Here is a 22,871-nt window from a genome sequence, read left to right as displayed (position 1 = left end):
CGCCGCCGCCGCGCCGCTCGGCGCGCATCACGCTGCAGGACCTCGCCAGCTGGCATGCGCATGCCGAGGCGGGCGCCGCCGCAACGGCCCGGTCCTGATCCCGCCCTCCCCCTGCTCTCTTGCGCTTCTCATTACAGGAAACAGACCATGTCCTTCATCTCCCTGCGCCAACTGCTGGACCATGCCGCCGAACATGGCTACGGCGTGCCGGCCTTCAACGTCAACAACCTGGAGCAGATCCAGGCCATCATGGAAGCGGCCGAGGCCACGCAAAGCCCGGTCATCCTGCAGGCCAGCGCCGGCGCGCGGCAATACGCCGGCGAGGCCTACCTGCGCCACATGGTGCTGGCCGCGGTGGAAAGCCACCCTGGCATTCCGCTGGTGCTGCACCAGGACCACGGCGCGTCGCCGTCGGTGTGCCTGCAGGCGATCCAGAGCGGCTTCACCAGCGTGATGATGGACGGATCGCTGCGCGAAGACGCGAAGACGCCGGCCAGCTACGACTACAACGTGGCCGTCACCGCCGACGTCTGCCGCATGGCCCATGCGGTGGGCGTCAGCGTGGAAGGCGAACTCGGCTGCCTGGGCTCGCTGGAAAGCGGCCAGGCCGGCGAGGAAGACGGCGTGGGGGCAGAAGGCACGCTCAGCCACGACCAGATGCTGACCGACCCGCAGGAGGCGCGCGACTTCGTGGCCCGTACCGGGGTCGACGCGCTGGCCATCGCCATCGGCACCAGCCACGGCGCCTACAAGTTCAGCCGCCAGCCGACCGGCGACATCCTGGCCATCGACCGCATCGCGCAGATCCATGCCGCGGTGCCGGACACGCACCTGGTGATGCACGGCTCGTCGAGCGTGCCGCAGGAGTGGCTGGAGATATTGCGCCGCTTCGGCGCCGACATCCCGCAGACCTACGGCGTGCCGGTGGAGGAGATCCAGCGCGGCATCGCCAGCGGCGTGCGCAAGATCAACATCGACACCGACATTCGCCTGGCGATGACCGGTGCGATGCGGCAGCTGTTTGCCGAGAAGCCCGCCGAGTTCGACCCGCGCAAGGCGCTGGCCGCCGCCCGCCGCGCCGCACGCGGCATCTGCGAGGCGCGCTTCGAGGCCTTCGGCTGCACCGGCCAGGCCCAGCGCATCCAGCCGCTGCCGCTCGCGGCCATGGTGCGCCGCTACAGCTGACACGCCGACCACCACACCACCCGTTCTACAAGGAGATTTCCCATGTCCTCCGTACTCGAGGGCGGCAGCGCCCTGCCCGCCGGCGCCTCGCGGCCCGGCATCCTGGACAAGGAACGCATCATTGCCGGCCCCGGTTTCAACCGGTGGCTGGTGCCGCCCGCGGGCCTGGCGATCCACCTGTGCATCGGCATGGCCTACGGCTTCTCGGTGTTCTGGCTTCCGCTGTCGAAGACGCTGGCGACCGCGGGCACCGGCGCGGCATGCCCCAAGGACATGAGCTTCCTGGCCGAGCTGTTCGCCAGCGGCTGCGACTGGCGCATTGCCACGCTGGGCTGGATGTACGCCCTGTTCTTCGTGTTCCTCGGCTGCGCGGCGGCCGTCTGGGGCGGCTGGCTGGAGCACGCCGGGCCGCGCAAGGCCGGCGTCGTCTCGGCCCTGTGCTGGTGCGGCGGCATGATGATCTCGGCCCTGGGCATCTACCTGCACCAGTTCTGGCTGATGATCATCGGCTCGGGCGTCATCGGCGGCATCGGGCTGGGGCTGGGCTACATCTCGCCGGTGTCGACCCTCATTAAGTGGTTCCCGGACCGGCGCGGCATGGCCACGGGCCTGGCCATCATGGGCTTCGGCGGCGGCGCGATGATCGGCTCGCCGCTGGCAGTGGACCTGATGAAGCTGTTTGCGACCCCGACCAGCGCGGGCGTGCTGCAGACCTTCATCGTCATGTCGCTGATCTACTTCGTCTTCATGCTCGGCGGCGCCTTCGGCTACCGCGTGCCCGCCACGGGATGGAAGCCGGCAGGATGGACGCCCCCGGCCTCCCAGGCGGGCAACACCATGATCACGTCGCGCCACGTGCACGTGAAACGCGTGTGGCGCATTCCGCAGTTCTGGCTCATCTGGACGGCGCTGTGCATGAACGTGTCGGCCGGCATCGGCGTCATCGGCATGGCCTCGCCCATGCTGCAGGAGGTGTTCGGCGGCATCCTCATCGGCATACCGAAGAAGTTCGCGGAACTCGACGCGGCGCAGCTCGCGGCCATCGCGACCATTGCCGGCGGCTTCGCGGCGCTGCTGTCGCTCTTCAACATCGGCGGGCGCTTCTTCTGGGCGAGCCTGTCCGACAAGCTGAGCCGCAAGCTGACCTATGCCGTGTTCTTCATCCTGGGCGGGCTGCTGTACTTCAGCGTGCCTTCCTTCGCGGCAGCCGGCAACAAGCTCCTCTTCGTGGGCGCGCTGTGCATCATCGTGTCGATGTACGGCGGCGGCTTCTCGACCGCGCCGGCCTACCTGGCCGACCTGTTCGGAACGCAGATGGTGGGCGCCATCCATGGCCGGCTGCTCACCGCGTGGGCCACCGCGGGCATCCTCGGGCCAGTGGTGGTGAACTACATGCGCGAATACCAGCTCAGCCTCGGCATTCCGCGCGAGCAGGTCTACAACCAGACCATGTACATCCTGGTCGGCCTGCTCATGATCGGGCTGGTGGCCAACCTGCTGGTGCGCCCGTTGAACCCGAAATGGTTCATGACCGACGCCGAGCTGGCCGAGGAGAAGCGGATCGCCCACGAGAAATCCGCGGCCGCCAGCGCGCAGCTGGCCGGGGCGGCGGTTCGCGGCAGCAGCGACGCCACGCCGCCGATCAGGGTGTGGCTGGCCTGGCTGGCTGTGGGAATTCCTCTGGCCTGGGGCGTGTACCGGACGCTGCTGGCCGCGGCCAGGTTCTTCGGATGAGTGGGCCAGGCGCGGAGCGTTTCAGCCAGTTACCTCCTGACTGATCCGCAACGAAGCACGCGACGTAAAGGCAAGGGCCAGTGCAACTGGATCCCACCGACCCCAACCTACCGAGGAGTCCTTGCCATGAAACATGCTTTGAACCGGCGCCACTTCATGCTTTCGACCGCCGCTGCGGGGAGCACCTGGATGCTCGCCGCTTGCGGCGGCGGCAGCGATGACGTCGAGGCCCGACGCGACCTGTTCAGCCTCGCTGCCTCGAAGTCGGAACTGAGCGTGTTCGTCGAAGCCGTCAATGCGGCGGGGCTGGCCGACACCCTGAAAGGCGCAGGTCCTTTCACCGTCTTCGCGCCGAACAATGACGCGTTCACCGCCCTGTTGGGCGAGCTGGGGGTGACCAAGGACGCGCTGTTCGCCGACAAGCCCACACTGACCGCCGTGCTGAAGTACCACGTGCTGGGCAAGCTCGTGGCGCGAGCCGACATCCCCTCGGGCAAGGCGATCGAGCCGGTCGGCGGCGGCTTCTTCAAGATCGACAGGGTAGGCGCCGCCTACAACGTGACCGACGGGCGCAACCGGGTGGGCCATGTCGTGGCCGCGGACTCGTTCGCTCTCAACGGCGTGCTGCACGTCGTCGACCGCGTACTGCTGCCGGCCGACAAGGACATCGTGCAGACCGCGCAGGCCACGCCGAGCCTGAGCATCCTGGTGGCGGCGGTCGCGGCCGCGGGCCTGGTGGACACGCTCAAGGGCGCGGGCCCCTTCACGGTCTTCGCGCCCACCAACGATGCCTTCGCGGCCCTGCTGGCCGAGCTGGGCCTGACGCAGGAGGCGCTGCTGGCCGACAAGCCGCTGCTCACGAAGGTGCTGACCTACCACGTGCTCCCCGCCCGTGTGCTGAAGGCCGAGATTCCCTTCGACAGCCCTGTCGCAACCGTGCAGGGCTCGACGATCCGGATCAACCCGAGCTTCCAGATCACCGACCAGCGTGGCCGGGTCTCGCGGATCACCGCGCCCGACGTGTTCGCCAGCAACGGGGTCGTTCACGTCATCGACAAGGTGCTGCTGCCGGCGTAGCGCGTGGGCAGGCGGCGGCCGAGCTACGGTGAAACCCGCGCGAGCACCATCGCCTCGATCTCCCCCAGCCACTCGTCGGCCTTGAGTTCCGGCGGCCCTTCCTCCAGCAGGAGCCGATAGCGCCTGGCGCCCCAGGCCGCCGTGAGCATGGCCCGGACCGCGCCCGGCGATGGCGGTGGCGACGGGAGATCGGCACACGCCGCAAAGGCGGCCTCCCAGCGCGAAGCCAGTTCGTCGTACACGCGCCGATGGTGCTTGGGCTCGGCCACCCGATGCTCGAGCATCAGCATGCCGCGATCGAAGGTCGGCAGGCCCTGCACCTGGCTGTCGCAGGTGATGCGCACCAGCCGCGCGATCCGTTCGCGCCAAGGCAGGCCTGCCGGCGCGATCACATCGGCGTCGAGCCGGGCCAGCAAGGACTCGACGCAGTGGCGCACATAGCCCGACAGGAGCGCGTCCTTGTCCGGGAAGTAGTCGTAGAGGGTGCCGACCGCGACCCCTGTTTCGAGGGCCACCTTGCGGGTGGTGACGCCGTCCCAGCCGGCCTCGTTCCAAATCCGAACAAAAGCATCGTAGATCGCCTGCACGGTGAACTTGCCGCGCGCCTGGGTCGGCCGTTTCAGGGGCTTGGAACGCGCCGGCGCCGGCGCGGCGGGTTTTCCGAACCCGCTGCGAGAACCGCGGCGATACATTTTTTCCTGCAAGACAACGCCCTCGAGATTTTTTACAGGAGCAACCGGAAGTGGCCCCTATCACCGAATTCACTTTAACCCGCCTGGAGACCCGCAAGGACGCACTCGGCACCACCCGGCTGCGCCATTCGCAGGATGCAGGCGACCTGGCGCCAGGCGAGGTCCTGATGCGGATCGACCGCGTTTCCCTCACGACCAACAACATCACCTATGCCGCCTTCGGCGACGCGATGATGAAGTACTGGTCGTTCTTTCCCACCGACGACGCGAACTGGGGCCACATGCCCGCCTGGGGGTTCGCGGACGTGCTGCAGTCGCAGGTGCCGGGTGTCGAGGTTGGCGAGCGCTTCTACGGCTACTTTCCGATTGCCAGCCATCTGCGCATGACGCCGGTTCGCGTCACGCCGCGCGGCTTCTACGACGGCGCACCGCACAGGGCCGAACTGGTCTCGGCGTACAACCAGTACATGCGCTGCAGCCAGGACGCGGGCTACCAGCCCTCCCTCGAGAACTACCAGATGCTGGTGCGCCCGCTCTTCATCACTTCCTTCATGCTGGCGGACTTCCTGCAGGACAACGACTTCTTCGGCGCCAGCCAGGTCGTGGTCTCCAGCGCCTCCAGCAAGACCGCCTACGGCACGGCCTTCTGCCTCGAAGAACGCCAGCGGCATCGCCTGATCGCGCTGACCTCGCAGCGCAACCGCGGCTTCGTCGAGAACCTGGGCTGCTACGACCAGGTCATCGGCTATGACGGCCTGCAGGCACTCCCCGCCGAGACCCCCACCCTGTACGTCGACTTTTCGGGGGACGACGCACTGCGCGCGCGCATTCACCACCACTTCGGCGATGCACTGGTCTACGACTGCTACGCCGGCTCGGCCCAGAAGACTGCTTTCCTGGAAGACAGCACGCTGCCCGGCCCGAAGCCGCTGTTGTACTTCGCGCCCGTGCAGATCAGGAAGCGCAACGCCGATTGGGGCCCGCAGGAGGTCAACCGGCGCTTCAACGAAGCGCAGGGCCGCTTCATTCGTGACGTCAGTGCGCCAGGCAACCGCTGGATGCGGATGGTCGAACACCAGGGTTTCGAAGCTGCGAGATCCCTCATTGGGAGACTGCACGACGGGCAGACGGATCCCAAGGAAGCCAACGTCGTTCGCCTGGCCTAGCTGTTCCTCCACGCCACCACAGGCATCGACCTGGGCATCCTCGAACAGACCGCCCTGCACATGAGCTGCGGCAGAAGCTAGGGCGTGAGCACCACCTTGCGGCAGTCCTCTTCCTTGTCGTTGAAGATCTCGTACCCGCGTGCGGCATCGGCCAGGCGCATGCGATGCGAAATGATCACCTCGGGTTTCATGCGGCCCTCGCCGATGTTCTCCAGCAGCTCGGGCATGAAGCGCTGCGCGTGGGTCTGGCCCATCCTGAAGGTCAGGCCCTTCTCGAAGGCGTCGCCGAACAGGAAGCCGTGGATGAAGCCCGCATACACGCCCGGCACGCTGATCACGCCGCCGCGCCGCGTGGCGGCCATGGCCTGGCGCAGCGCCTTGCCGCTGGAGCCTTCCAGCTTCAAGGTGGCCAGCGCCGTCTCGAGCAGGCTGCCCTTGGCCTCGAAGCCGACCGCGTCGATGCTGGCGTCCACCCCGTGGTTCTGCGTGGCCTTCAGGATGGTTTCGGCCGGGTCTTCGTCCTCGTCGAAATTGATGGGGATCACGCCATAGGTCTGCTGGGCGAAGCGCAGGCGGTAGGGGTGGTGGTCCACCATGAAGATCTTCTCGGCTCCCAGGAAGCGGGCCGACAGCGCCGACATGAGCCCCACCGGCCCGGCGCCGAAGATGGCCACGCTGGCGCCCGGAACGATCTGGGCGTTCACCGCCGCCTGATAGCCCGTGGGCAGGATGTCCGAGAGAAACAGCACCTGCTCGTCCGACAGCACGTCCGGGATCTTGATCGGCCCGACGTCGGCCTTGGGCACGCGCACGAATTCAGCCTGCCCGCCGGCGTAGCCGCCGTAGAGGTGGCTGTAGCCGAACAGGCCCGCGCCCGCCGTCGCCACCTTCTTGTTCAGGATGGCGCCGCGGCCGTCGTTGGTCTGCTCGCAGGCGGCGAACAGCGACCGGGTGCAGTAGAAGCACTGCCCGCAGGCAATGACGAAGGGCACCACGACGCGGTCGCCCTTGCGCAGCTTGTGCACGCCGGGCCCGGCCTCCACCACTTCCCCCATGAATTCGTGGCCGAGGATGTCGCCGTCCTTCATGGCGGGAATCTTGCCGCGGTAGATGTGCAGGTCCGAGCCGCAGATGGCGGTGGCGCTGACGCGCAGCACGATGTCGTCGTCGGCAAGCAGCACAGGGTCGGCCACCGTCTCGACGCTGACCTTCTTCGCGCCTTGGTACGTGAGGGCTTTCATGGGGCGCCTCCTTCACACCGTGACCAGGATCCGGCCCGAGCCTTGCTGCTTCATCAAGCGAGCCAGGTGAAAGCCAATGCCGGACGAGGCACCGGTGACCAGTGCCAAAGGGCGCGAAGCGTCGTTTTCCATGGGAACCTCTCCAGGTGAGACTGCGTTGAGAATTCCCCATTGGCTGCCTCCCGCAAGCATCCCGCCATCGGACAAGGCGCCGCGCCCTTGTCCTGATCGCGAAGGAAATTTCCTACTCGCAGCTGCCGCGAACGGCAGGACCTGGCCGCCGCCTGCCTTCCATGCCCTAAGCCGCGCGCGAAGCGCCCTCGATGGCGATGGATGGCGGCGGTGCTTCCTCGTCGTCGATGGAGTGGACTTCCTTGCGCGGCCCGGCCGTCTTGGCGCGCTCGGCCAGCCGGCCATAGAAGGCCGCCACCTCGCGAAGGTCCTGCTCGTCGAGATCCTCGATGCCGATCATGCGATTGCTGGCAATGCGGTTGGACGCCAGCAGCTCGTTGAGCTTCAGGTGCAGTGCCACGCTATCCTTGTTCTGGCTCTGCTGGATCAGGAAGACCATGAGGAAGGTCACGATGGTGGTGCCGGTGTTGATCACCAGCTGCCAGTTTTCCGAGAACCCAAACACCGGCCCCGTGACGGCCCAGACCAGGACGACGGCCAGCGCCAGGCAGAAGGCCGTCGGCGTGCCCGCCCATCGGGTCACATGGCTGGCGAAGGTGTCGAATCCCGACAGGATGCGGGACTTCTGTGCGTAGGCGGCGCTGCTTGTGTTGGGCATGGCGCCCAGCTGGCCCGTCTCGTTGAGCTTGGCTTGGTCAGGCATGGGGATACGTCCCGGAAAAAGTTCTCTGCAAGGTGGGAGCGCCGAAAAAAGGCCGCCAGAAACGGCGGCCCCAAGCTCCCTTTTCATTCAGGAATCACGGCGGGTCAGCCCGTGCGGCCTTGTCCCGGTTGCTGGGGTGAACTTGGATTGCCTTGCCCGGGCTGTTGTTGCCGGCTCGGGTTGTTCTGCTCCTGCTGGCCCGGTTGGCTCGGCTGGTTGCCGGGTTGGTTCGGGTTTGTCTGCCCTGGTTGGTTGGCCATGACATCTCCTGCTGTGTGCGGAGCAACATCGCTCCGCATCCAATCTAGGGGGAGCGTGTCGAGCCGGGTGTAGTGCCCTTCCGTTCCATGCCGTAGGACTTCACGTGCAGTGCAAGTGCTGCTGCGGGCCTGTCTCCTGCCCTGACTGGCGCGACGCGGCTGGTTCAATCTGCAGCACACTGCTCCGCGCCGGTACACCCGGCTCACGCAGCGTTCGAACACGCTGCTCGCGCTCATCGACGCAAAACCCTTGCGCGACAAGGACTTGAGCCTTCACTCCATCGGCTGGCACGCGCTGGCCCGCCGATTGCGACGTGTTCCATGCGATCCCTTCCTCAACTTCAACGGAGATGAATTCATGGACATGGCTGAAATGCGCAACCTCGGCATTGCGAACCCCTTCAAGAAGCAGTACGGCAACTACATCGGCGGGCAATGGGTCGCGCCGATCGACGGGCAGTACTTCGACAACGTGACGCCGGTCACCGGCAACGCCTTCACCAGCATTCCGCGCTCCAACGCCAAGGACATCGAGGCGGCGCTGGATGCCGCGCACAAGGCCAAGGCCGCGTGGGGGCGCACCTCGCCCACCGAGCGCGCCAACATCCTGCTGAAGATCGCCGATCGCATGGAGCAGAACCTGCAGACGCTGGCGGTGGCCGAAACGCTGGACAACGGCAAGCCCCTGCGCGAGACGATGGCCGCCGACATGCCCCTGGCCATCGACCACTTCCGCTACTTCGCCTCCTGCGTGCGGGCCCAGGAAGGCGGCATCAGCGAGATCGACCACGAGACCTACGCCTACCACTTCCACGAGCCGCTGGGCGTGGTCGGCCAGATCATTCCGTGGAACTTCCCGATCCTGATGGCGGTGTGGAAGCTTGCGCCGGCACTGGCCGCAGGCAACTGCGTCGTGCTCAAGCCGGCGGAGCAGACGCCGGCCTCGATCCTGGTGCTGCTGGAGATCATCGGCGACCTGCTGCCGCCGGGGGTGGTCAATGTGGTCAACGGCTTCGGCCTGGAAGCGGGCAAGCCGCTCGCATCGAGCCCGCGCATCGCCAAGATCGCCTTCACCGGCGAGACGACCACGGGCCGCCTGATCTCCCAGTACGCCAGCCAGAACCTCATTCCGGTGACGCTGGAGCTGGGCGGCAAGTCGCCCAACATCTTCTTCGAGGACGTGCTGTCGGCCGACGACGCCTTCTTCGACAAGGCGCTGGAAGGCTTCACGATGTTCGCGCTGAACCAGGGCGAGGTCTGCACCTGCCCGAGCCGCGCGCTCATCCAGGAATCGATCTACGAGCGCTTCATGGAGCGCGCGATCCAGCGCGTGGAGGCCATCACGCAAGGCCATCCGCTGGACACCGGCACCATGCTGGGCGCGCAGGCCTCGCAGGAGCAGATGGAGAAGATCCTCTCGTACATCGACCTGGGCAAGCAGGAAGGCGCGCAGTGCCTGACCGGCGGCGCGCGCAACGTGAAAGGCGGCGAGCTGGCCGGCGGCTACTACATCAGGCCCACCGTCTTCAAGGGCCACAACAAGATGCGCATCTTCCAGGAAGAGATCTTCGGCCCGGTGGTGTCGGTGACGACCTTCAAGACCGAGGAGGAAGCGCTGGAGATCGCCAACGACACGCTCTACGGCCTGGGCGCGGGCGTGTGGAGCCGCGACGGCGCACGCGCCTTCCGCATGGGCCGGGGCATCCAGGCCGGGCGCGTGTGGACCAACTGCTACCACCAGTACCCGGCCCATGCGGCCTTCGGCGGCTACAAGCAGTCGGGCATCGGGCGCGAGAACCACAAGATGATGCTCGACCACTACCAGCAGACCAAGAACCTGCTGGTGAGCTACAGCCCCAACAAGCTGGGCTTCTTCTGAGCGGGGCGGCACATGAGCGATACGCCCGTGGGTGATTCGTCATCCGTGCCGGTGGTCGCTCGCGTGTCCGTGACGCCGGCCGCGCAGGCGCTCATCGAGCGCCTGCGCGCGGTGCACGGGCCGCTGATGTTCCATCAGTCGGGCGGCTGCTGCGACGGCAGCGCGCCCATGTGCTTCGCGCTGGGGGAGTTCATCACGGGCGATGCCGATGTGTGCCTGGGCGAGATCGCGGGCACACCCTTCTACATGAGCCGCTCGCAGTTCGAGTACTGGGAGCACACGCACCTGGTCATCGACGCGGTGCCGGGCAACGGCGGCATGTTCTCGCTGGAGCGTCCCACCGGGATGCGCTTCCTGACGCGCTCGCGCCTGTACGAGGACGCGCAATGGCAGGCGCTGCAGGCGCAGGGCCCGCTGCGCTAGCCCTGCACGGGCCCGGCCCGCCCTGCCCGGCCGAGCCCCGCTGTCAGGCCGCCTGCCAGCCCACGTTGGCGCTTTCGAACATGCCGCGCAGCCGGCCGCTGCCCTGCAGCTCGTTGATGCCGGCCTGCAGCGCCTGCGCCAGGTCCGTCGCATCCTTCTTCACCGCCATGCCCACGGCCCAGCCGTCGCGCCGGGCGCGCGGGGACGGCAGCGGCGCGATCGCAAAGCGCGCATCGCCGCGCAGCACCGATTCCATCTCCGAGGCGAGGCCCGCGGCCGCGTCGAACTCGCCGCGCTGCAGGGCGCGTGCCGCTTCGACGCCGTCCTTCCATTGCGTGGTGAGCTGGTTGCGATAGGCGCCGCCGTCGGCCCCGATCATCAGCCAGCCGGCCAGCGTCTGGCCCGGCACGGCCACCTTGGCGTCGCCCAGCGCCGCGAGGCTGTCGAGATGCGGCAGGCGGTCGAGCCGCCGCGCCAGCACGACGCGCTCACGGTAGTACGGCGCGAAGATGCGGGCCTGCGGCGTCTCGTCGATCAGCGGCTTGTCCACCGGCACGTGCAGCAGCACGTCCGCCGGCCCGAAGCCCAGGTAGTGGCCGCGCCAGACCATGTTGCGCAGGTCGTCGCCCATGTTCTCGTCAGCATTGAAGGGCAGCATCGACAGCCGCAGGCCCAGCGCCTCGGCCAGCGCCTGCGCGAGCTGCACGTCGATGCCCTGCCCGCCGGCATGAAAGGGCGGCATGTCCTTGTACAGCGCCACCGTGAGCGCGCCGCGCTCGCGGATGCGATCCAGTGCGCCCGTGCCCGCGCGGGCGGCGAACGCCGGCGCGCCCAGGCCGGCCGCGCCCATCCATTGCAGGACGGTGCGCCGCGAAAGATGTGAGGTGCGCATCGCGGCCCCCTTACATCGGCTTGTCGCGGCGGGTCTCCAGGTAGGCCTTGATCGACCAGATGGCCTCCTGGTTCATCACGCCCTCGAACGGCGGCATGTACACCGCACCATTGCGTGTGCGGCCTTGGCGCACGGTCGTGAGGAAGTACTCGTCGATCTCCTTCACGCAGGCGGCCCGCTTGGGCGCATCCTTTTGCGTGGCGCAGTCGTTGTCCATCTTGCGCAGGTCCGGCGCGATGCCGCCCGAGATGGCCTCGATGCCGTGGCAGCGCGCGCAGTTCTGGTTGTAGGCGGAGGTGCCGATCTTCACGGCCGAGGCATTGCCGCGGTACGGATTCTCCGGCCGCCAGTCCTTGCCCAGCGCGGGCAGGCTCGAGGTGTCCACCGCCTGCGGGGTGACATCGCCGTGCGCCCAGGCCAGGCCGGCACAGGCCATGGCCAGCGCGGCGGCGGCCAGTTTCAATCCCTTGCGGGCGCCCCGGTGCGGGTGGCGGTCTGTCAGTTGCGTGGCATGCATCGCTTCGTCTCCGTTTCACGTTCAGTTGATGACGCGAGCCCTTGCGCAAGCGCTGTGCCACGGCAGGTTGTTGCAGGCAGGAACACAAATTGCGTGAATTGCCTCGCGTGTGGCATCCTTTGAAGCTGGCAGCCCAGCAGCAGCACAGGAACGCTGTCCCGTTGCTCCAAAACGGAACACAGCCTGGCCACGAGACCGAGAGTTTTCGATAGTCAGACAGATAGATAGAACACCTGCTCCTCAGAGGCAGTGGAGACAAACCATGGTTGCAACCCCGCGAGCGCTGGCCACGACTGCCAGGACCTGGACCGCCCCCGAGGCCGTGCCGTTCCCGCAGCAAAAGGAACGGATCGAACTCATCGAGCAGTGGCACCAGCGCTGCTCGGCGCTGGGCCTGACACGGGTCGAGCGGCCCGACTTCGAGCCCCTGATGCGCAGCGACCTCGCCGTGGCGCGCGAGCGCAACCAGCGCCTGTTCACGCATGCCGCGCCGGTCATGGAGATGCTGTTCGAGCAGATCGTCGACACCGAAAGCATGATCGTGCTGGCCGACGTCTCGGGCACCATCCTGCATTCGGTGGGCGACGACCGCTTTCTGCAGCGCGCGGACAAGGTCGCACTTTCACCGGGGGTGAATTGGGCCGAGCATTCCAAGGGCACCAATGCGATCGGCACGGCGCTGTTCGAGGAGGCGCCGACCGTCGTGCACGGCGGCGAGCACTTCATCCATGCCAACAACTTCCTGACCTGCTCGGCCGCGCCCATCTTCGATCCGCGCGGCAACATGCTCGGCGTGCTGGACGTCACGGGCGACCAGCGCTCCTACCACCGCCACACCATGGGCCTGGTGCGCATGTCGGCGCGCATGATCGAGAACCAGTGGCTGTCCGACGATTACGGCAACCGGCTGCGGCTGCACTTCCACACCCGGGTGGAATTCATCGGTACGCTGCTCGAGGGCATCATCGTGGTGGGCGTGGACGGCAAGATCCTGGGGGCCAACCGCAGCGCGCTCGACCAGCTCGACATGAGCAGCGCGGCGCTGCGCATGCACAGCCTCACCAGCCTGTTCGGCACGACGGCGCCGGCCATCTTCGACCACTTCCGCGCGCCGCTGGCCACGCCGATGACCTTGACGCTGGCCAACGGCCGCCAGTTCCACGTCAGTGCCCGCTTCAGCGGGCCCCAGCGCACGATGCCGGGCCAGGCGATCGTGGTCGACGATGGCGAGCGTGCATCGGCCGCGGCCGACTCGCGCAAGCCCTCGGGCATGCTGGCCGGCGCCACCGCCCACTCGGCCGAAGGCACGCTCTTCTCGGGCCTGCACTACCTGAACACCGGCGACCCGCAGATCGGCGCACTGATCCAGAAGGTGCAGCGCGTCATCAACCGCGACATTCCCCTGCTGGTGCTGGGCGAGACGGGCACCGGCAAGGAACTGCTCGCACGCGCCGTGCATCAGGATTCCAACCGCGCCCGGCAGCCCTTCGTGGCCGTCAACTGCGCCTCGATTCCCGAGTCGCTGATCGAGGCGGAACTGTTCGGCTACGAAGACGGCGCCTTTACCGGCGCGCGGCGCAAGGGAGCGGTCGGCCGCATCGTGCAGGCCAACGGCGGCACGCTGTTCCTGGACGAGATCGGCGACATGCCGCTGGCCCTGCAGGCGCGGCTGCTGCGCGTGCTGCAGGAGCGGCAGGTGACGCCGCTGGGCAGCCTGAAGTCCATCCCGGTGGACATCGCGGTCATCGGCGCCACCCACCGCAAGCTGCGCGACATGATCGAGGCCGGGGCCTTCCGTGAAGACCTGTACTACCGCCTGAACGGGCTGGTGGTGAAGCTGCCCGCGCTGCGCGAGCGCTGCGACCTGGAGGTGGTGGCGCGCCGCATTCTGCTGACCGACTGCCCGCATGGCACGCCGGAGATCAGCCCGCCGGTCATGGCGCTGTTCAAGGCCTACAGCTGGCCCGGCAATGTGCGCCAGCTCGCCAACGTGCTGCGCACCGCCGCCGTCATGGCCGCGGGCGAGGGCCAGATCGAGGAGCACCACCTGTCGGACGACTTCCTGGAGGACGCGCGCAGCGGCCGCGCGCCGCAGGCGCCGCAGATCAGCATGCCGATCCGCGCCGTGCCTGCGACCTCGGCTGCCGCCGCGGCCGGGGATGTTCCGACCGCGACGCCCGTCGCGGACCCCTTGGCGCGTGCGCCGCTGGCCGCCGAACCCGTGGCAACCGGGGCATCCCAGGCTCCGGCAGAGCCTGTCCAGGCAAGCCCCGAGTCCGCGCTGCCGCGCACGCTCGGCGAAGCGGAAGTCGAGCTGATCCGCAGCACGCTCGCCGCGGCCAACGGCAACATCTCGGTGGCCTCCAAGCGACTGGGCATCAGCCGCAACACCATCTACCGCAAGCTGCGCTGGGGCAAGTGACTTCCGCCTCGGCCAATCGGCCTACGCGGTCGGCCTCTCGCAGGCAAGGACCTATGCCGTCCAGACATGTAACATTTTGACTCCTTTCACGCAAATTGTGTAAAGCTTGGGGTCAATTTCGTTAGCAAAGTCAGGGCACGCAAGGTGTGCACATCGACCCCAGAAGCGCAGACGCCCAGCGCCATGCATCTGCTGGACAAGGCGTCAACGCCCAGGGACACCGTCACCATCCGCGGTGTGAGCCTGCCGCTGCCCGAGCTGGTGGATCGGGCCTTCTTCCAGCCTGAACGCATCGAGGCCCTGCGCCAACGCTTGCAGGCTGCCCAGCCGTTCCCCCACCTGGTGATCGAAGGCCTGTTCCATCCACGCCTCCTGGAACTCGCCGCCGAGGAGTTCGACGCCATCCCCTGGGTCGACGTCAAGAGCCGCTACGAGTCGACACGCCGCAGCCCCGCGAGCCCGGTCTTGGGGCCGGCGTCGCAGTTGTACTTCGCCACGATTCACTCCGCCTGGTTTACCGAGTGGCTGTCGGCGATCACGCAAGTGCCCTACCTGCTGCCCGACCCCAAGCTCCACGGCGGCGGCGCCCACGAGAGCCGCACGGGCGCCAGCTTCGCCGTGCACCGCGACTTCAAGCTGCACCGCAGCCTGGGGCTGCGCAACGAGATGGTGCTCATCACCTACCTCAACAAGGGCTGGCAGCCCGAATGGGGCGGCATGCTCGAGCTGTGGAGCGCGCAGCGCGACCAATGCGTGACCAAGGTGGCGCCGGAGTTCGGCCATACGCTGCTGATGCCGCACTGCGCCGTGAGCTTCCATGGCCATCCTGAGCCCTTGCAGGCACCCGATGACCGGCCACGCCGCTCGCTGGCCGCCTACTTCTACACCAGCCCTGATGCCGGCAAGGTCCGCGACGACCAGGCGTCTTCGATGTTCCTCAATGCGCGCCGCTTCGACCGCCTCATGCGCGTGGCGCAGATGGTCACGCCGCCGATCCTGTTCACCACGGTCTGGAAGATGAGTTCCTGGCCGGGCCGGTTGAAGAGAAAGTTGCTGCGCTCCGGCTGAGACCGCGCCGCCCAGTCGCGCGCGAGCTCTTGAACATCCCGGGCTACTTCACGCCCAGGGTCTACCCTGTACCACCGTCGAACGGCGCTGTACCAGCCTGGAGCAATCAGCCCCCGGTGCTGCCGATGCGAGGCGCCGGACAGCCCGCGCAACCCCTCCAAAGGCCCTTGAATCAGGGCAACCCCCAAGTCTTGCGAGCCACGCCGCCACGCGGCGCGACAGGCATGCGACTTGCGCAGGTGTGCGGGCCCGACCGGCATGTCGCCCGGGCCTGTTCCGTCACCCAAGGAGACACCATGCAATGGACCACCCCCGCGTTTGAAGACCTGCGCTTCGGCTTCGAGATCACGATGTACATCGCGCACCGCTGAAGACCGCGTCCTCCGGTGGCCGCGCGCCAACGCGCGGCCACCGGCCCCCTTCCCTTGCCTTCCTTCCCATGAAAATCCTCGTGCTCGGCTCCGGTGCCGGTGGCGGCTTTCCGCAATGGAACTGCAATTGTCGGCAATGCGCCGGCCAGCGCGTCGGCGAGGTACCGGCACGTGCGCGCACCCAGAGTTCGGTGGCCGTCTCGGCCGACGGCAGCGCCTGGGTGCTGCTCAACGCATCCCCCGATATCGGCCAGCAGCTGCGCGAGCAGGCCCAGCTGCATCCGCGGCACGGCCTGCGCGACACGCCCATCAAGGCGGTCATCCTGATGGATGCGCAGATCGACCATGTGACCGGGCTGCTGGGCCTGCGCGAAGGCCCGTGCATCGACATCTATGCGACGCCCTGCGTCTTCGAGGACCTGACGAGCGCCTTTCCGGTCATCAGCGTGCTCGAACACTATTGCGGCACGCGCTGGCACATGCTGGGCGTGGCCGGCAGCGCGCACAGCGCCACCTTCACGGTGGAGGGCTTCGCGTCGCTGCGCTTCACCGCCGTGGCAATTCCGGGCAAGGCCCCGCCCTACTCGCCCCACCGCGGCGAGCAGACCACGGGCGACAACATCGCGCTGCTGATCGAAGACCTGGACGACGGCCGCCGCCTGTTCTATTCGCCGGGGCTCGCGTCGGTGGGCGAGAGCGAACTGCAGTGGATGAACGGCGCCGACTGCCTGCTCGTGGACGGCACTTTCTGGGCCGAGGACGAGATGCTGCAAGCGGGCCTGGGCCGCAAGACGGCCAGCGACATGGGCCACCTGCCCCAGATGGGCGATGCGGCGCGCGCGGGCATGGTCGACGTGATGCGGGGCTCCGGCGCCCGGCGCAAGGTGCTCATCCACATCAACAACAGCAACCCGATCCTGGACGAGACGAGCGCGCAGCGCCGCGTGCTCGATGGCCACGGCATCGAAGTGGCCTACGACGGCATGGAGATCACGCTATGACGCAATCACTGGCAGCGGCGCCCCCGGGCACGCGTGAAGCGGCGCGCTGCGAGCTGCAGCGCCTGTGGGACTTCGACGAATTCGAAGCGCGCCTGCGCGCCTGCGAGTCGCGCTACCACATCCACCACGGCTTCAACCAGCGGCTCAACCGCGGCGAGCTGGCGCCCTTCCAGGTCCGTGCCTGGGTGGCCAACCGCTTCTACTACCAGGTGAGCATTCCGCGCAAGGATGCGGCGGTGATGTCCAACTGCGACGACCGCGAAGAGCGCCGCCGCTGGATCCTGCGCATGCTCGACCACGACGGCCGCGGCGACTTCGTTGGCGACAATGCCGGCGGCATCGAGGCCTGGGTGCGCCTGGGCGAGGCGGTGGGCCTGGCGCGCGCCGATATGTGGTCGCACCGCCATGTGCTGCCGGGCGTGCGCTTCGCGGTGGACGCCTATGTCAATTTCGCGCGCCAGCGCCCCTGGGAAGAAGCGGCCATCTCCTCGCTGACCGAGATGTTCGCCCCGCGCATCCATGCGGACCGGCTGGCCGGATGGCCGCAGCTGTACCCGTGGATCGACGTGCAGGGCCTGGCCTACTTCCGCAGCCGCATCCCGCTGGCCACGCGCGATGTCGAGCACGGCCTGGAAGTCGCGCGGCGCTGGTGCACCACCCGCGCGCGGCAGGAGCGCGCCATCAGCATCCTTCACTTCAAGCTCGATGTGCTGTGGTCGATGCTCGACGCCATCGAGCGGGGCTTTCCCGACGACATGCCGCAGGAGCTGCGCCCATGATCGCGCGCGACGAACGCCCCCGCATGTCGAGCCTGTACCGCATGCAGTTCGAGCCGAGCCAGGACCACTGGGTCCTGCTCTATCCCGAAGGCATGGTCCGCCTGAACGGGTCGGCCGCCGAGATCCTGCAGCGCTGCGATGGCCGTCGCACGGTGGACGAGATCGTGGCCGAGCTTGAAGCGGTCTTCGCCCAGCCGTCCTTGCAGGACGACGTGGTGGGCTTCCTCAGCCAGGCGCGCCAGCGCGGCTGGCTGCAATAGGCGCGGGCGCGGGCATGTCGGCGCAATCCTCCGCCGCGGTGCGACCGCCCTTGTGGCTGCTGGCGGAGCTGACCTATCGCTGCCCGCTGCATTGCGTGTTCTGCTCCAACCCGGTCGACTACGCGCGGCATGGCGACGAGCTGGACACGGCGCACTGGAAGCGGATCCTGGCCGAGGCGCGCGCGCTCGGCGCCGTGCAGCTGGGCTTCTCGGGGGGCGAGCCGCTGCTGCGCAGCGACCTGGAAGAGCTCGTCGCGCATGCGCGCGCGCTGGGCTTCTACACCAACCTCATCACCTCGGGCGTGGGCCTCACGCCGGCGCGCGCCAGGGGCCTCAAGGCAGCCGGGCTGGACCACATCCAGCTGTCGTTCCAGGACTCCACGCGCGAGCTCAACGACTTCCTCAGCTCCACCCGCACCTTCGAGCTCAAGTCCAGGGTCGCGCGCATCATCAAGGACGCGGGCTACCCGATGGTGCTGAACTGCGTGATGCACCGCTACAACCTGCAGCATGTGGGCCGCATCATCGAGATGGCCGAGGAGATGGGCGCGGACTTTCTCGAGCTGGCCAACACGCAGTACTACGGCTGGGCCTGGCTCAACCGCGCCGCACTGATGCCCACCGCCGGCGAGCTGCGCGAGGCCGAGGCTGTGGTCGATGCGCACCGTGCGCGGCTGGCCGGCCGCATGAAGGTCATCTGGGTGTCGCCGGATTACGCCGATGCGAAGCCCAAGCCCTGCATGGCGGGCTGGGGGTCGGTGTTCATGGTGGTTGCGCCCGACGGCCTGGCCATGCCCTGCCACAGCGCGCGGATGCTGCCCGGCCCGCCCCTGCCCAACCTGCGAACGACCCCGCTGCGCCAGGCCTGGTACGACAGCGAGGCCTTCAACCGCTACCGCGGCCAGTCGTGGATGAGCGCGACCTGCGGCACCTGCGACGAGCGCCACCACGATGTGGGCGGCTGCCGCTGCCAGGCCTATCTGGTGACGGGCGATGCAGCGGCGACGGACCCCGTGTGCCCGAAAAGCCCCGAGCGCGGGCGCATCGACGCGATGCTCGAAGGCGCCGAGGCCGAGCGCCGAAACGCCGCCGCACCGCAGCCGCTGCGCTTCGTGCCCGGCGCAGCGCGCGCCGCGGGCCTGGTGTTTCGCAGCGACGAGAACTCGCGCGCCCTCGGCACCGTGCAGGCCACCCCATGCTGACGGTCCAGGGCCTCACCCAGCGTTACGGCGCGCGCGTCGCTCTCGATGCGCTGAGCCTGTCGGTGCCGCGCGGGGACTTCGCGGTGCTGCTGGGGCCCAACGGTGCGGGCAAATCGACCCTGTTCCAGGTGCTGACCGGCCTCTTTGCGGCCCATGAAGGCGAGGTCGAGGTGGCCGGCTTGTCGATGCGCACCGATGCGCGGCGCGCGCTGGCGCACATCGGCGTGGTGTTCCAGCAGCAGTCGCTCGACCTGGACCTGAGCATTGCGCACAACCTGCAGTTCCATGCCGACCTGCAGGGTCTGCCCTCGCATGAATCGCGCGAGCGCATTGCCAGCGAGGCGGCGCGTTTCGGCATCGCCACCGACCTGCAGCGCAGCGTGCGCGAATTGTCGGGCGGCAACCGGCGCAAGGTGGAGCTGGTGCGCGCCCTGCTCACGCGCCCGCAGCTGCTGCTGATGGACGAGGCCACCGTTGGCCTGGACCCGAAGTCCCGGCGCGACCTGATCGAGGGGCTGCGCGTCGAGGTGCGCGAGCGCGGCGTGACCGTGCTGTGGGCCACGCACCTGGTCACCGAGGCCGAGCACGCCGACCGGGTGCTGGTCCTGCACCGCGGACGGCTGCTGGCCAACGGAACGCCCGCACAGGTCACCGCCGCCCTCGGCGGCGCCACGCTGGAGGACGCATTCCTGGGCGCGACGCGCTAACACCTGCATGGACGGCCGCACGTCCCCAAGAACAACGCCCCGACAACGATCCTGGAGACAACACCGCATGACCCGCAACACCACCCGCACCACCGGCATCACCTCCTGCCTGCTGGCCTTGGCCGCCGTGCTCCTCACGCAGCCGGCATCGGCCAAGGACAGCCAGCTCGCTTTCGTCTCCAGCGAGAAGGACAACGCCATCACCCTGGTCGACCTCAAGACGCTGTCGGTGGTGGGCGTCATTCCGACATGCAAGCGCCCGCGCCACATGCAGCGCCTGCACGGCGACACCCAGCTGATGGTGGCCTGCAGCGACTCGGGGCGCGCCGACATCATCGACCTGGCCACGCGCAAGCCGGTCGCCCGGCTGCCGCTGGGCGAGGACCCCGAGGTATTCGACCTCTCCCCCGACGGGAAGACGGCCTACGTCTCCGCCGAGGACGACGGGGCGCTCAACGTGTTCGACCTGGTGGCCCGCAAGCTGGTCAAGGGCGTGCCGGTGGGCCAGGAGCCCGAGGGCGTCAGGCTGTCGCCCGACGGCCAGCGCGTGTACGTCACCTCGGAAGTCGCGCACATGGTCCACGTCGTCGATGCGCGCACGCTCACGGTGGTTGCCAACATTCCGGTGGGCCAGCGGCCGCGCCGGCTCGCCTTCTCGGCCGACGGCCGCGAGTTGTGGGTGAGCAACGAGTTGGGCGCCAGCGTGAGCGTGATCTCCACGGCCGATCTCAAGGTGGTGGCCACCATCGCCTTCGAGGTCAAGGGCATGCGCGCCGACGACATCACGCCGGTGGGCATGACGCTGTCGCGCGACGGCCGCACCATGTACGTCGGACTCGGGCGGGCCAACCACGTGGCCTTCGTCGATGTGGCCACGCGCAAGACAAGGGCCCTGGCGCTGGTGGGCAAGCGCGCCTGGAGCACCGCCGTCAGCCGCGATGGCGCGCGGCTGTTCGTGGTCAACGGCCTGTCGGACGACATGACGGTGGTGGATACCGCCACCGCCAAGCCGATCAAGACCGTGGCCGTGGGTCGCGTGCCGCACACGGTGGTCGTCGATGACTGAAGCCTTCCGCCAGCGCGGGCTGTGGACCGTGGCGTTCGCGATGGCGCTCGTCCTGGCCGCTTCGGCGGCCAGTGCCGCGCGCCCCACCACCCTGGCGATCGGCATCGTCCAGCGTGCCGACGACGACCGCCTCGACCCGGCGCGCATCGCCCTGGCCTACCCCGGGCAGCCGGGCGGCCGCGCACGCGACGGCGTCGACCTGGCCATCGAGGAAAGCCGCTTCGAGCTGGCGGCCGCCGGCCTGCAGGTGCAGCTCGATGTGCGCGATGCCGCATCGGCGCAGGACGCCAGCGAGCAGTTGCGCCAGCTGGACAAGGCGGGCGCATCCGCCGCGCTGCTCGATCTTCCCGCCGCGTGGATCGCCTCCGCCGCCGCCGCCGTGCCGGCACTGCCGCTGCTCAACGTCGGCGAAGGCGCCGAGTCGGCGCGGCTCGCCGGCTGCCCCGTCAACCTGTTCCACACGCTGCCCAGCGACCGCATGCGCGCCGATGCCCTGGCGCAGGCGCTGCTCGCGCGCAAGTGGATGCGGGTGCTCCTGGTCCACGGCCCGGGCGCGCAGGATGCGGCCCGGCTGTCGCTGGCGCAGGCCGCGCTCAAGCGCTACGGCCTCAAGCAGGTGGCGGCCCGGCCCTTCAGGCTGTCGGCCGATCCGCGCGAGCGCGAGCAGGCCAACCCGCTGCTGCTGACCGGCCCCGCGGCGGTGGGCGGCGACTACGACGTGGTGTGGGCCATCGACAGCGACGGCGAGTTCGCCCGCACCCTGCCCTACCGGGTGGCATTGCCGCGCCCGGTGGTCGGCGATGCGGGCATGACGGCGCAGGCCTGGGCGCCGCATTTCGAGCGCTATGGCGCCCCGCAGCTCGCCCGCCGCTTCGCGCGCGCGGCACAGCGGCCCATGACCGGGCACGACTGGGCCGCCTACATCGCCGCCAAGGCGCTGCTGCAGGCGGCGCTGGCGCCGCCGGTTGCGCCCACGGCCGCCCGGATCGGCGCCGTGCTCAACCGGCCCGACTTCACGCTCGATGGCTTCAAGGGCGTGCGGCTGGGCTTTCGAGGGTGGGACCGCCAGCTGCGCCAGCCGCTGCTGCTGACCGACGGCGCCGGCGTGATCGGCACGGCGCCGGTCGAGGGCGTGCTGCACCCGAGGAATGTGCTCGACACCCTGGGCACGGACGCGCCCGAGTCGCCCTGCAGGAGTTCGCCATGAAGGCGGCGCACCGCCATGGCGGCGCCGCGCATGCGCTGCAGGCATTGCGGGCCATCGCGCTGCGCGAGCTCCGGCGCTTCTGGCTGCAGAAGACCCGGCTGGTCTCGGCGCTGGTGCGGCCGGTGCTCTGGCTCACGGTCTTCGCGGCCGGCTTCCGCAACGTCTTCGGCGTGGCCATCGTCGAGCCCTACGACAGCTACATCCCCTACGACGTCTACATTGCGCCGGGCCTCATGGGCATGGTGCTGCTGTTCAACGGCATGCAGTCCTCGCTGGCCATGGTGTACGACCGCGAGATGGGGCTGATGCGGCTGCTGCTGACCGCGCCGCTGCCGCGCTGGTGGGTGCTGCTGTGCAAGATGGTCGCCACGGCGCTGCTGAGCCTGCTGCAGGTGCTGGCCTTCGTGGCGGTGGCGGCCCTGCTGGGCACCGAGCTGCCGGTGGCGCCGCCGGCATCGCTGCATGCCCTGCTTGCGACCTTCGCCTGCGCCTTGATGCTGGCATCGGTGGGCCTGCTGCTTTCCGTGTACGTGCGGCAGCTGGAGAACTTCGCCGGGGCGATGAACTTCGTGATCTTTCCGATGTACTTCCTGTCCACCGCGCTGTACCCGCTGTGGAAGCTGGAGGAATCGGGCGCCACCTGGGTGTACCGGGTGGCGCAGCTCAACCCGTTCACCCACGGCGTGGAGTGGATCCGCTTCGCGCTGTATGGCAAGGACCCGGGCCTGGCGCCGCTGGTGGTGCTGGGCACGCTGGTTGTCTGCTTCACGCTGGCCTGCCGGGGCTACGACCCCCAACGCGGCTTCGGCGGCTTCGGCGGTTTCGGCGGCGTGGCGCAGCGGGGCAGCGCATGACGACGCGGCGCCACCTGCTGCGCGCGACCGCCG

Annotated in this window: 22 protein-coding genes; 17 read left to right on the top strand and 5 right to left on the bottom strand. The window is 68.5% G+C overall.

Annotated elements, in window-relative coordinates; translation table 11 throughout:
- Positions 1 to 147 precede the first annotated feature (147 nt).
- From fba to VSO01S_RS20530, 3 genes are all read left to right on the top strand, one after another.
- Entirely contained in the window at positions 148 to 1,185 is a 1,038-nt protein-coding gene (gene fba, locus VSO01S_RS20540; protein ID WP_068644665.1) for a class II fructose-bisphosphate aldolase, read from the top strand.
- A gap of 42 nt (positions 1,186 to 1,227) precedes the next feature.
- Positions 1,228 to 2,919, top strand: a complete 1,692-nt coding sequence (locus tag VSO01S_RS20535) for an OFA family MFS transporter (protein ID WP_068644664.1) — start codon at positions 1,228 to 1,230, stop codon at positions 2,917 to 2,919.
- Positions 2,920 to 3,045: 126 nt separating this feature from the next.
- A complete protein-coding gene (locus VSO01S_RS20530; RefSeq protein WP_068644663.1) occupies positions 3,046 to 3,996 on the top strand; it encodes a fasciclin domain-containing protein in 951 nt (316 codons plus the stop codon).
- 23 nt (positions 3,997 to 4,019) lie between these two features.
- On the opposite strand, the gene VSO01S_RS20525 is transcribed toward VSO01S_RS20530, so the two are convergent.
- Positions 4,020 to 4,700, bottom strand: a complete 681-nt coding sequence (locus VSO01S_RS20525; protein WP_245684274.1) for a TetR/AcrR family transcriptional regulator — start codon at positions 4,698 to 4,700, stop codon at positions 4,020 to 4,022.
- Positions 4,701 to 4,738: 38 nt separating this feature from the next.
- Between VSO01S_RS20525 and VSO01S_RS20520 the strand changes: the two genes are divergently transcribed.
- Positions 4,739 to 5,854, top strand: a complete 1,116-nt coding sequence (locus VSO01S_RS20520; protein WP_245684273.1) for a DUF2855 family protein — start codon at positions 4,739 to 4,741, stop codon at positions 5,852 to 5,854.
- A gap of 77 nt (positions 5,855 to 5,931) precedes the next feature.
- Here the strand turns inward: VSO01S_RS20520 and VSO01S_RS20515 are convergent, their stop codons facing one another.
- Together VSO01S_RS20515 and VSO01S_RS20510 are read right to left on the bottom strand one after the other, a co-directional pair.
- Positions 5,932 to 7,095 (bottom strand): zinc-dependent alcohol dehydrogenase, encoded by a 1,164-nt coding sequence (locus tag VSO01S_RS20515; RefSeq protein ID WP_068644661.1) that lies wholly within the window; start codon positions 7,093 to 7,095, stop codon positions 5,932 to 5,934.
- Between the two features lie 298 nt (positions 7,096 to 7,393).
- Positions 7,394 to 7,930, bottom strand: a complete 537-nt coding sequence (locus VSO01S_RS20510) for a low affinity iron permease family protein (protein ID WP_068644660.1) — start codon at positions 7,928 to 7,930, stop codon at positions 7,394 to 7,396.
- Positions 7,931 to 8,548: 618 nt separating this feature from the next.
- Between VSO01S_RS20510 and adh the strand changes: the two genes are divergently transcribed.
- Positions 8,549 to 10,069 (top strand): aldehyde dehydrogenase, encoded by a 1,521-nt coding sequence (gene adh / locus VSO01S_RS20505; RefSeq protein ID WP_068644659.1) that lies wholly within the window; start codon positions 8,549 to 8,551, stop codon positions 10,067 to 10,069.
- Between the two features lie 12 nt (positions 10,070 to 10,081).
- Positions 10,082 to 10,492, top strand: a complete 411-nt coding sequence (locus VSO01S_RS20500; protein WP_068644658.1) for a DUF779 domain-containing protein — start codon at positions 10,082 to 10,084, stop codon at positions 10,490 to 10,492.
- A gap of 43 nt (positions 10,493 to 10,535) precedes the next feature.
- On the opposite strand, the gene VSO01S_RS20495 is transcribed toward VSO01S_RS20500, so the two are convergent.
- Complete coding sequence (locus VSO01S_RS20495) at positions 10,536 to 11,384, bottom strand: transporter substrate-binding domain-containing protein (RefSeq protein ID WP_068644657.1); 849 nt, start codon at positions 11,382 to 11,384, stop codon at positions 10,536 to 10,538.
- A 10-nt stretch (positions 11,385 to 11,394) separates the two neighbouring features.
- Entirely contained in the window at positions 11,395 to 11,901 is a 507-nt protein-coding gene (pedF, locus tag VSO01S_RS20490) for a cytochrome c-550 PedF (protein WP_068644656.1), read from the bottom strand.
- Between the two features lie 262 nt (positions 11,902 to 12,163).
- Here pedF and VSO01S_RS20485 point away from each other — a divergent pair, with 262 nt between their 5' ends.
- From VSO01S_RS20485 to pedC, 11 genes are all read left to right on the top strand, one after another.
- Positions 12,164 to 14,323: a sigma-54-dependent Fis family transcriptional regulator gene (locus tag VSO01S_RS20485; protein ID WP_068644655.1), complete on the top strand. Its 2,160-nt coding sequence runs from the start codon at positions 12,164 to 12,166 to the stop codon at positions 14,321 to 14,323.
- Between the two features lie 183 nt (positions 14,324 to 14,506).
- On the top strand, positions 14,507 to 15,391 hold the full coding sequence (locus VSO01S_RS20480; RefSeq protein WP_068644654.1) for a 2OG-Fe(II) oxygenase: 885 nt from the start codon (positions 14,507 to 14,509) through the stop codon (positions 15,389 to 15,391).
- Between the two features lie 296 nt (positions 15,392 to 15,687).
- Positions 15,688 to 15,762, top strand: a complete 75-nt coding sequence (pqqA, locus tag VSO01S_RS28180) for a pyrroloquinoline quinone precursor peptide PqqA (protein WP_153305340.1) — start codon at positions 15,688 to 15,690, stop codon at positions 15,760 to 15,762.
- 68 nt (positions 15,763 to 15,830) lie between these two features.
- Entirely contained in the window at positions 15,831 to 16,763 is a 933-nt protein-coding gene (gene pqqB, locus VSO01S_RS20475) for a pyrroloquinoline quinone biosynthesis protein PqqB (protein WP_068644653.1), read from the top strand.
- Positions 16,760 to 17,542 (top strand): pyrroloquinoline-quinone synthase PqqC, encoded by a 783-nt coding sequence (gene pqqC, locus VSO01S_RS20470; protein WP_084242006.1) that lies wholly within the window; start codon positions 16,760 to 16,762, stop codon positions 17,540 to 17,542. Before pqqB ends, pqqC begins: the two co-directional genes overlap by 4 nt.
- Positions 17,539 to 17,802, top strand: a complete 264-nt coding sequence (gene pqqD, locus VSO01S_RS20465) for a pyrroloquinoline quinone biosynthesis peptide chaperone PqqD (protein ID WP_068644652.1) — start codon at positions 17,539 to 17,541, stop codon at positions 17,800 to 17,802. Before pqqC ends, pqqD begins: the two co-directional genes overlap by 4 nt.
- A 14-nt stretch (positions 17,803 to 17,816) precedes the next feature.
- Positions 17,817 to 19,004 carry a pyrroloquinoline quinone biosynthesis protein PqqE gene (gene pqqE / locus VSO01S_RS20460; RefSeq protein ID WP_068644651.1) on the top strand — a complete coding sequence of 396 codons (1,188 nt, stop codon included), beginning with the start codon at positions 17,817 to 17,819 and terminating at the stop codon, positions 19,002 to 19,004.
- Positions 18,998 to 19,711, top strand: a complete 714-nt coding sequence (pedB, locus tag VSO01S_RS20455; RefSeq protein ID WP_068644650.1) for a lanthanide ABC transporter ATP-binding protein PedB/LutE — start codon at positions 18,998 to 19,000, stop codon at positions 19,709 to 19,711. Before pqqE ends, pedB begins: the two co-directional genes overlap by 7 nt.
- A 67-nt stretch (positions 19,712 to 19,778) precedes the next feature.
- On the top strand, positions 19,779 to 20,777 hold the full coding sequence (locus VSO01S_RS20450) for a PQQ-dependent catabolism-associated beta-propeller protein (protein ID WP_068644649.1): 999 nt from the start codon (positions 19,779 to 19,781) through the stop codon (positions 20,775 to 20,777).
- Positions 20,770 to 21,984, top strand: coding sequence for a type 1 periplasmic-binding domain-containing protein (locus VSO01S_RS20445; RefSeq protein ID WP_068644648.1), 1,215 nt, complete (start codon positions 20,770 to 20,772; stop codon positions 21,982 to 21,984). Before VSO01S_RS20450 ends, VSO01S_RS20445 begins: the two co-directional genes overlap by 8 nt.
- A complete protein-coding gene (gene pedC / locus VSO01S_RS20440) occupies positions 21,981 to 22,838 on the top strand; it encodes a lanthanide ABC transporter permease protein PedC (RefSeq protein ID WP_068644647.1) in 858 nt (285 codons plus the stop codon). The genes VSO01S_RS20445 and pedC overlap by 4 nt, the downstream gene beginning before the upstream one ends.
- The last annotated feature ends 33 nt before the right edge of the window (positions 22,839 to 22,871 follow it).

It is taken from the genome of Variovorax soli NBRC 106424 (genome assembly GCF_001591385.1).
Taxonomy (GTDB): domain Bacteria; phylum Pseudomonadota; class Gammaproteobacteria; order Burkholderiales; family Burkholderiaceae_C; genus Variovorax; species Variovorax soli.
The sequence above is the reverse complement of the archived record's forward strand: the minus strand, read 5'-3'. Positions and strand labels throughout refer to the sequence as shown.